Annotated in this window: 4 protein-coding genes; 1 reads left to right on the top strand and 3 read right to left on the bottom strand. The window is 68.9% G+C overall.

Annotated features, from left to right (window positions below; translation table 11 throughout):
- Positions 1-1,220 (top strand): MMPL family transporter (locus RJ03_RS01000; RefSeq protein ID WP_036497147.1); only part of this gene is annotated, 1,220 nt, incomplete at its 5' end.
- Between the two features lie 29 nt (positions 1,221-1,249).
- Here RJ03_RS01000 and RJ03_RS00995 read toward each other — a convergent pair.
- Genes RJ03_RS00995 through RJ03_RS00985 form a run of 3 tightly spaced genes read right to left on the bottom strand, consistent with a single transcriptional unit; the run spans position 1,250 to position 9,997 of the window.
- Entirely contained in the window at positions 1,250-2,185 is a 936-nt protein-coding gene (locus tag RJ03_RS00995; RefSeq protein ID WP_036497156.1) for an LLM class F420-dependent oxidoreductase, read from the bottom strand.
- Positions 2,186-2,233: 48 nt separating this feature from the next.
- Entirely contained in the window at positions 2,234-3,631 is a 1,398-nt protein-coding gene (locus RJ03_RS00990) for an aminotransferase class I/II-fold pyridoxal phosphate-dependent enzyme (RefSeq protein WP_036497146.1), read from the bottom strand.
- 39 nt (positions 3,632-3,670) lie between these two features.
- The gene (locus tag RJ03_RS00985; protein ID WP_036497145.1) at positions 3,671-9,997 is read right to left on the bottom strand and encodes a type I polyketide synthase; all 6,327 of its coding nucleotides are present in this window, start codon (positions 9,995-9,997) and stop codon (positions 3,671-3,673) included.
- Positions 9,998-10,001 lie beyond the last annotated feature (4 nt).

Below are 10,001 nucleotides of genomic sequence, written 5' to 3'. Positions count from 1 at the left end.
CTTTCGGAAAGTACCTGTTCAAGCCGAAGCTTCCGGTGATCGCGCAACATGATCCCGAGGACGATTCGGTGGTCACCAACGGTATGCGGGTGGCGCGGGTGATCGGGCGGATGCCGTGGCTGACGCTGGTCGCGAGCGTCATCGTGCTGGGTCTGCTGGCCGCGCCCGCGTTGAGCCTGAATCTGGGCCTGCCGGGTGAGGACAGCCAGCCCAGGACCACGACCATTCGCAAGGCCTACGACCTGCGCACCGAGGGATTCGGTGCGGGCAGTAACGGCAAGCTGCAGGTCGTCGCCGATCTGTCGCAGGTGCCCGCCGATCAGCGTCAGGCCGCGCTCACCGCACTGCACGACGAATTGGCCGCGTATCCGGGTATGGATTACGTGACCCAGCCGCAGCCGAGCAGGGACGGCGCGGGTGCGTTGATGACCGCGGTGCCCACCACCGGACCCAATGATCAGGCCACCAAGGATCTGGTCCGCAATGCCCGCGACGCCGAATCCGCACTGCACGACCGATACGGCATCGAATACGGAATCACCGGCACGACAGCCATTTACGCGGATGTCGACCATGCGCTGCTCAGCAAGATCCTGCCCTATCTGGCCATCGTGGCCGGTGCGGCATTCCTGTTGCTGATCGCGGTATTCCGTTCGGTGCTGGTGCCTTTCACCGCCGCACTGGGATTCCTGCTCTCCATGGCGGCGACGTTCGGCGCGACCGTGCTGATCTTCCAGAAGGGCGCGCTCGGCCTCATCTCCGAACCCCGGCCGATCGTGAGCTTCCTGCCGATCATGTTGATCGGCTTGGTATTCGGCCTCGCCATGGATTATCAGGTTTTCCTCGTCACCCGCATGCGCGAGGAATACGTGCACGGGAAATCACCCACCGAAGCGATGATCTCCGGTTATCACCACGGCGCGCGCGTGGTGACCTCGGCCGCCGTCATCATGATCTCGGTCTTCGGTTCGTTCCTGCTGGAATCGGATGCGACGGCCAAGTCGATGGGTTTCGCGCTCGCCGCGGGCGTGCTGTTCGACGCCTTCCTGGTGCGGATGGTCCTGATTCCGTCGCTGCTGGTGCTGATGGGCAGGGCGGCCTGGTGGATTCCGGGGTGGCTCAGCCGGATCGTGCCGGATATCGACGTGGAGGGTGCGCGGTTGCGCGAACTCCACGTCGACGATCCGGACGAGCCCAGGAGTCCGGTGAAGGTCGGCTGAGCCGACACTGCCACCGCGTACCGGGTCGTTCAGCCCAGCTGGGCGGCGACCTCGCCGGCGACCAATTCCAGGTGGTCGAGATCGGACAGGTCCAGGACCTGCAGGTAGAGCCGGGTGATGCCGGTGGTCTCGCGGTAGCGGCCGATCTTGTCGACCACCTCCGCCGGGGTGCCGGCCAGGCCGTTGGTGCGCAGTTCGTCCACCTCGCGGCCGATCGCCTCGGCGCGGCGGGCGATCTCGGCCTCGTCACGGCCCACGCACAGCACCTGCGCGGCCGAGCGGACGATCTCCCCCGGATCGCGGCCGATGTCGCGGGCCGCCGCGGCGACCCGATCGAATTGCGCCGCAGCGTTTTCCGCATCCGTGAACGGCAGGTTGAACTCGTGCGCGTACCGCGCGGCCAGGGCCGGGGTGCGCTTCTTGCCCGCCCCGCCGATGATCACCGGCGGACCCGGCCGCTGCACCGGCTTGGGCAGGGCCGGACTGCCCTGCAGCACATAGTGTTTGCCCGTGAAATCGAAGGTCTCCCCCACCGGGGTCTGCCACAGGCCGGTGATGACCGCCAGTTGCTCGGCGTAGCGGTCGAAGCGCTCACCGAGATCCGGCAGATCGATGCCGTAGGCGCGATGCTCGTCGGCGAACCAGCCCGAGCCGAGCCCGAGTTCGACCCGGCCGCCGGACATCTGGTCGACCTGGGCGACCGAGATCGCCAGCACCGACGGATGCCGGAACGTCGCCGCGGTGACCAGTGTGCCGAGCCTGATCCGGGAGGTCTCGCGCGCGAGCCCGGCCAGCGTGATCCACGCGTCGGTCGGGCCCGGCAGACCGGACACCCCGCCCATCTTCAGATAATGATCCGACCGGAAGAATGCGTCGAACCCCGCCTCCTCGGTCACCTTCGCAACCCGGAGCAGATCGTCGTAGGTAGCCCCCTGCTGGGGCTCGGTGAAGATTCGTAGTTCCACGAGCACCAACGTACCGGTCGGCCGCGTACCGGTACGTTGGTGCGGAGCTCAGCCGGTCACGCCCAGGTCCGGCAGTTGGGCGGCGCCGGCGACGGCCTCCCGCAACAGGTCGGCGGCGGCCTCCAACTGGGCGGGTTCGTGTTCGGAGGTCAGGAAGAAGCGCAGGCGTTCCTGACCGGCGGGCACGGCCGGCGACGAGATCGCGCCCGCGTAGACGCCGTTGCGCAGTAGCGTCGTGGCGACGTAACCGGCGCGCAGTTCGCCGGGGACGATCACCGGGCAGATCGGGGTGCCCTCGGAGATGCCGAGGTCGATGCCGCGCTCGCCGAGCAGGGTGCGGAAGTGCTCGGCGTTGGACCACAGCCGGCGCAGTCGCTGCGGTTCGGCCTCGAGGACGTCGAGCGCGGCCAGCGCGGCGCCGATGGTCGAGGGTGCGGGGCCGCCGGTCAGCATGGCCACACCCGGCGCGGCGGCCTTCATCGCGGCGATCAGGTCCGCGTCGGCGGCGATGAAACCGCCGCAGCTGCCCAGCGCCTTCGACAGGGTGCCCATCCAGATGTCGACCGCGTCGCCGGGCATCCCGTAGTGCTCGCGGATGCCGTGGCCGCGCTCCCCGAAGACGCCGAGGGAATGCGCCTCGTCGACCATGACGGCACAGTCGAATTCCCGTGCGATGGCGGCTATCTCGCTCACCCGCCCGACGGTGCCGTCCATGCTGTAATGACCCTCGACCACGACCAGCGTCCGATCGAAGTTCCCGCGCGACATGCGCAACACCGAACGCAGCGACTCCGGATCGTTGTGACGGAAGTTGAGCCGCCTCGCTCCCGACCACTGCACGCCGGAGATCACGCTGCCGTGGATGAGCGAATCGCAGATCGCGACGTCGTCGGCGCCCAGCAGGAAGCCGATCACCCCGGCGTTGGTGAGATAGCCGCTGGTCGTGACCATCGCGTCGCCGACGTCGTACATCGCGGCCAGGCGCTGTTCGAGTTCGGCGTAGATCGGGATCTCCCCGGCGACGATGCGGCTGGCCGAGGCGGAGGCGCCATAGGTGTCCAGCGCGTCCTTGGCCGCCTGCACCACCTTCGGATGGTTGCCCAGGCCGAGATAGTTGTAGGCGCTGAAGTTCACCAGATCCCGGCCCTGCCACCGAATCACGGTGTCGTTCGGGCTCTCCCGCACGAGGAACATCGGATTCGGTGTGCCGCTGTGCTCGTGCACCGCCGCGATCGCCGCACGCTTCTGCACCATCGCCGCGACCTCGGGGTGGTCGGCGAATTGGCGTCCGGGGCCGCGGCGCGGGCGGGCCGGTCTGGTGTTGGCGCCCGTGAACGCAGCGCTCGGGCCACCGGACGTCACGGGAGCCGACGCCGGCGCACCGGTCGCACCGGACGCCGTGCCGGACAACAACTTCCGCGCCAGATCCCGCGCCGATTCACTCATCCCGCATCCTTTCCGGCGCAGCAGACGGCTGCGGCCTTCTCATCCCGTCGCCCCCTGCACGATCGCCTCGGCCACCCGCGCGCCCGCTTGTTCGAGGCTGAACGAGCGGCCCATTTTCATCGACATCAGTTCCACGCCCAGCGATTTCGTCACCAGCGCACCGAATTCCACCGCCATCAGCGAGTCCAATCCGAGTTCGGGTACCGGGACCGTCAGGTCGATCGAGTCCGCGGAGACACCCATGACCTGCGCCAATTGCTCGGCCAGCATGAAGGCGACCACCTCGTTGCGCTTACCCTCGTCGAGTTCGGCGAGCTGGACGCGCAGCCGCGCGGCGGCCGAATCGTCCTGTGCCGCAGCGGCGATCAGTTCCTTCGTACGCCCGGTCTGAGCGAAGAACGGCGCGGTGGCGTTCACCTTGGCCCAGTCGACCGGAATGATCGAGGCCTGCGTGACGCCCAGTCGCAGCGCCTGCTCCAGATATTCGGTCCCCTCGTCCATGGTGATCGAATCGAAGCCGGTGTTGCGCAGATATCGCGCGATGTGCTCGTCGTCGGCCATACCGCCGCCGGACATATGGCCCCAGCCGACGACCAGTGCGCTGCCGCCCGCGCGGATCACCGTATCCCCGATCGCCTGCAGCGCGATATTGGCCGCGGTGTAGGCGTATTGGCCCACACCACCGAACATCGCACTACCGGAGGACCACAGCGCGAACTGGTCGAGCCGCGCCCCCGCGGCCTGGACACCGGCGACGAGCGCCCGCGCACCGTCGGCCTTCGCCCGGAACACCTTCGCCAGACTCTCGGCATCCATCACGGTGATGCGCTTGTCGTCGATGGCGCCCGCGGTGTGGAACACCCCGCGCAGCGGATGCTCGGGCCGGTGCGCGCGAGCGACGACCGCCGCCACGGCATCGGCATCGGTGATGTCGACCCGCTCGATCGTGACCTCGATGCCCTGGGCCTCCCAGGCCGCGAGCTGCGCGACGGCGGCCTCGGTGGTGGCGCCGCCGCGGCCGAGCAACGTCAACCGGCGGGCGCCGTGGCCCACCAGCCACCGCCCGGTGGCCAGGCCGAAGGCGCCGAAACCACCCGTGATCAGGTACTGGGCCGCGGGATCGATCTCGATCTCGGGCAACTGCGGACGGACCAGCGGTCGGTCCTCGGTCAGATCGAGCGCGACGCGGCCGATCCGGGTCGAGCGGGCCACCTCCTCGAAGGCCTGAGCGACCTCGGCGGTTCCGTACTTCTGGAACGGCAGCGGCCGATAGGTGCCGTCGTCGAAACTGGCATTGACCTTGCGGCCCAGCTCCATCACCTCGGTGTGCCGCAGCCGCAGCATCCGGTCCAGATCGAAGGAGAAGTAGGAGACGTTCTTGTCGAACGCCGACAGATCCAGCATGCCGCCGGTGTAGATATCGGCCTTGCCGATCTCCACGATGCGGCCGAATTCGGCGATCACCGCGAAGTTCTGGCGCAGGATCTCTCCCGGCGCGGAGCTGATGATCACGTCCACGCCGCGGCCGCCGGTGAGGGCGAGCACTTCATCGACGAAGGTGAGCGACCGCGATCCCACCGCGTGATCGGCACCCTCGCCCAGCACGTAGGCGCGCCGCTGTTCGCTGCTCGCGGTGCCGATCACGGTGGCGCCGTGCAATTTCGCGATCTGCACCGCCGCGCTGCCGACGCCACCGGCCGCACCGTGCACCAGTACGGTCTCGCCGGCCCGGATCCGCGCGAGTTCGAGCAGCGAGTATTCGGCGGTGGTGAAGGCCGTGACGCTGCTGCACCGGCCCGCGTCGGTGTCGGGGTGGACGTGGGTGAGCGAATCGGTCGAGGTGGTGTGGTAGCGCGCGACCATGCCCTTGGAGGTCAGGCTCACCGCGTCGCCGACGGCGTAGTCGGTGACGCCCGGACCGACCCGGACCACCTCGCCGCCGCCTTCCATACCCGGCACCAGGCCGAAGAAGGTTTCCGACAGTTCACGTTCACCGAGGACGCCGATCACCTTCAGCGCGTCCTTGTAGTTGAGGCCCACGGCCCGCATCCGGACCTCGACCTCGCCCGGACCGGGTTCGCGCCGATCGCAGCGCCGCCAGCCCAGCCGCGCGAAGGTGCGCGAACGAGGCAGTTCCAGTTCGAAATTCGCCTCGGGGTCGGTGAGCGGTTCGGCGGTGTCGAGGGCGTCGAGCCGCTCGGGCAGCGTTCGGGTCACGACCGTGGTCCAGCGCAGGCCGTTGCGCAACACGGCCTCGTCGACCAGGTCGTATTGGAAGCCACCGGGGATCGCCAGTTCCGCGGACAGGTCCGCGACCGTCGTGCCGGCATCGATATCGACCAGTCGCCAGCGCAGCCGGGACTGTTCGTTGAGCAGCACGCGACGAGCGCCGGCGATGGCCGCCTGACTGGGATCCGGCGCCGTCTCGTCCGCGGGATGGGCGTACGCGTGGGCGCTGACCACGGTCACGTACATCGAGCCGTCGCCGGTCAGCGGAATTTCGATCTCGTGCTCGGTGACCCGCTCCTCGAGGTAACCGTCCAGCGTCACCGCGATCCGGCGCAGCGTCCACAGCGCCGCCACATCACCGTCGGGCGAATGGCCGGGGACCACGCAGACGTGCAGCCGTTGCACACCCTCGGTGCCGAAGATGTCGCGAAGCCGTTGTGCCAGTTCCGGTTCCAGCTCGGCGTCGCTGGGATCGAGGCGGAGGACTTCCGATCCGGCACCGCCCGCGACGGCATCGCGCACCCGCTCGATCCGCGAGTCGATGTTCTCGCCGTAGCCGAGGACCAGGGTGTACAGGCCGTCGTTGCCGGGAAGCGCGGATGTGTCGACCGGATCGCGCAGCTCCCACCGTTCCTCGTAGAACATGTCGGTCATGCGCTGCAGCGGGCCGCGGCCCGGAGTCAGGGAACCGAATTCCATCCCCCTGATCTGCATGACCACGGTGCGCTCGGCATCGAGCAGATCGATATCGGCCAGCGGCCGGTCGCCCTCGGTGAACCGGGCCACGGCCGTGACCTCCTCCGGCAGGGGCGCGAGGCGGCGCACGGTGCGCACGCCGACCGGCACCATCGCGCCCTCCTGGGCACCACCGCGGCCGGCGAGCAGGGCGGCCACACTCTGCAGCGCCGCATCGACGATCGCGGGATGGGCGAGATACCGCTCGCCCCGGCCGATGGTGCCGTCGAGTTGTGCGACCACGGTGTCCGGCGAGATCCGGATCGCGGTGGCGCGCTGGAAGCTCGGGCCGTATTCCAGTCCGCGCGCGGCCAATCCGGCGTAGAACTCGGCGGGCTCGACCGCGAGCATCCGCTCGACATCGGGCACATCCGCGGTGATGGGCGCGTAGCCGCCTTCGACCAGGCGGCCCAGTGCGTGCACGGTCCAGATGGTTCCGGCCGCGCCCCGGGAGCGGATGGTGAAGCGCCCGGTCGAATCCTCCACGTGGAGTTCGACGATCGGCGCCTCGCCCTCCTCGACCACCAGCGGCGCGACGAACCGCACGCCTTCCACGGCCACCTGATCCGATTCGGTGCGCACCGCGGCGGCGCTCAGCGCGGCATCCAGATATCCCGCGCCGGGCAGGATCCGGGTGCCGCCCACGACGTGATCGGCGAGCCACGGTAACGCCGCGAGCGACAGTTCCACCCGCCAGGCGTTGGAATCGTCGGGATGCTGATCACCGAGCATCGGGTGCGCGTCGGGTGTGCCGTGGCGCAGCAGCCGGAATTCCGGAAGTTCATTGCGCAGCCGGGTGCGCTGCCACGGATAGCGCGGCAGATCGATGTGCGGCGTCGGATGCGGCACTCCCGCGAACAGCGCGTCGATGTCGAGAACTCCGGCCGCGTACAGCCCGGACAGGGTCTGGCGCAGACTGTCGGCATCCTGCTGTTTGCGGTGCAGGGTCGCCACCGTCGTCCCGGTTTCACCCGCGCCGATGAGGATCTCGCGAATATTGGCGCCGAGCACCGGATGCGGGCCGACCTCCACGAACACCCGGTTGCCGGAGCGGACCAACGCGGTGATCGCATCGGCGAACCGCACCGGCTGCCGCACGTTCGCGCACCAGTAGTCGGCATTCCAGTCGGCCGTGGTGACCTGTTCGCCGGTGACCGTGGAGTACAGCGGGATACGCGGTTCGGCGACGGTGAGCCCGGCCAGCACCGCACGCAGCTCGTCCAGGATCGGATCCATCAGATGACTGTGGTAGGGCACCTCGACCTGTAGCCGGCGCGCGAAAATGCCGTCGGCGGTGAGTTTTTCGGCGATCTCGTCGAGGCGGTCGGCCGCACCGGCCAGCGTGACGGCCGAGGGTGAGTTGATCGCCGCGATATCGACCGAACTGTCGGCGGCGATGACCTCGCGAGCCGCCTCGGCGGGCAATCCGATCGCCAGCATGCCGCCCGTCCCGGCCGTCGTGGCCTGCAACCGGGCCCGGTGGTAGCTGACCAGCAGCGCGTCGCGCAGCGACAGCATTCCGGTCACGTACGCGGCCGAGACCTCGCCGACGCTGTGACCGACGACGACGGCGGGTTCGATTCCGTATTCGCGCAACGCCGCGTACAGCGCGACCTGGACCAGGAAGTTCGCCGGTTGCGCGACGGCGGTCGAGGTGACCCTCGACTCCTCTTCGGGGCGCAGCAACTCCTCGACGACGGACCAGCCCGCGATGTCGGTGAACACGGCGTCGATGCGGCGCGCCTCGTCGGCGAAAGCGGTGTCGGTGGTGAGCAATTCGCGCGCCATACCCCACCACTGCGGGCCCATACCGGTGAAGACGTACACCGGCTCGGCGGTGCGCTTGGCGACCGTGCGGCCGACTCGGCCCTCACCGTTCGCCAACTCCACCAGGCCCCGGACCAATTCGGTGTCGTCACCGAAGGTGATCGCGGCGCGATGGTTGTGGTGATTGCGACGCCGCCACGCGGCCTCGGCCAGCCGGCCGGGGTCGGCCCCCTCGGCGATCAGTTCGGCGACGCCGCGAGCCAGTTGCCGGACCGCGGCCTCGTTTCGCGCGGAGAGTGGCAGCACGCCGAAATGCTGTGGAGCCCGGTCGGTTTCGGGAGCGCCCGCATACTCCTGCAGAATCGCGTGCGCGTTGGTGCCGCCGTATCCGAAACCGTTGACGGCCACCGTCATGCGCTCGACCTCGGGGCCGACCGGTTCGGCCTCGGTCTGGAGGCGAATTCCCAGTTCCTCGAAGGGAATATCCGGGTTGGGAGTGTCCAGCCAGCCCTGCGGCGCGATGGTGCGGTGGGTGATGGCAAGCGCCGATTTGATGACACTCGCGATACCGGACGCGGCCTCGGTGTGGCCCAGCGTCGCCTTCACCGAGCCGACGCCGACCGGGCCCGGCCGTCCGGTGGCGGCGCCGTAGGCCCGGCCGATGGCTCGCAGTTCCAGCGGGTCGCCCACCGGCGTTCCGGTGCCGTGCGCCTCCACGTAGGTGATCTCGTGCGCCGGGATTCCGGAGCGCTCGATCACGGTCTTGGCCAGCGCTTCCTGGGAATCCGCGTTCGGAACCGTGATGGCCGTGGTGCGGCCGTCCTGATTCGATCCGGTGGCCTTGACCACCGCGTAGACGCGGTCGCCGTCGCGTTCTGCATCGGCGAGCTTCTTCAGCACCACGATGCCGGCGCCCTCGCCACGGCCGTAACCGTCGGCGGCGGCGTCGAACGGTTTGCTGCGGCCGTCGGCGGCGAGGAATCCGCCCTTGCACATGGAGACGAACGGTTCCGGCTGCGCCATCACGGTCACACCGCCGGCCAGCGCGTATTCGCAGTCTCCGCTCTCGATGGCCTGGCAGGCCAGATGCAGGGCGACCAGCGACGAGGAGCAGGCGGTATCGACGGTGACCGCCGGCCCGGTCAGGTTGAGCGCGTAGGCGATCCGGTTCGAGAGCATCGTGTACGACGCGCCGGCCGCGGTGTGCATGTCGACATGCGGCAGCGCCGGTCCGCCGACCGATACCGCCAGCTGATCGAGGGTGAAGGCGCCGATGTAGACGCCGAGCCCCGAACCGGCGCTGCGACCGGCGACACCCGCGTCGTCGAGCGCCTCCCACACCACTTCCAGGACGAGTCGCTGCTGCGGGTCCATCGCGGCCGCCTCGCGCGGGGAGATGCCGAAGAAGTCGGGATCGAACTCCCACGGATCGCCGGTCATGAAGGCGGCGCGCTTGGTGTACATGCGGCCGGGGGTGCGGCGGTCGGCGTCGTAGTAGCGCCGCCAATCCCAGCGGTCGGCCGGGATCTCGGTGACCCCGTCCCGTTTGTTGATCACGAAGTCCCAGAAGGATTCCGGCGAATCGATACCGCCGGCGTACCGGCATCCGATTCCGACGATGGCAATGTCAGACACAGCG

The sequence above is a fragment of the Nocardia aobensis NBRC 100429 genome (genome assembly GCF_000308375.1).
GTDB classification, from domain to species: Bacteria; Actinomycetota; Actinomycetes; order Mycobacteriales; family Mycobacteriaceae; genus Nocardia; species Nocardia aobensis.
This window is presented reverse-complemented; position numbering and strand designations above follow the sequence as displayed.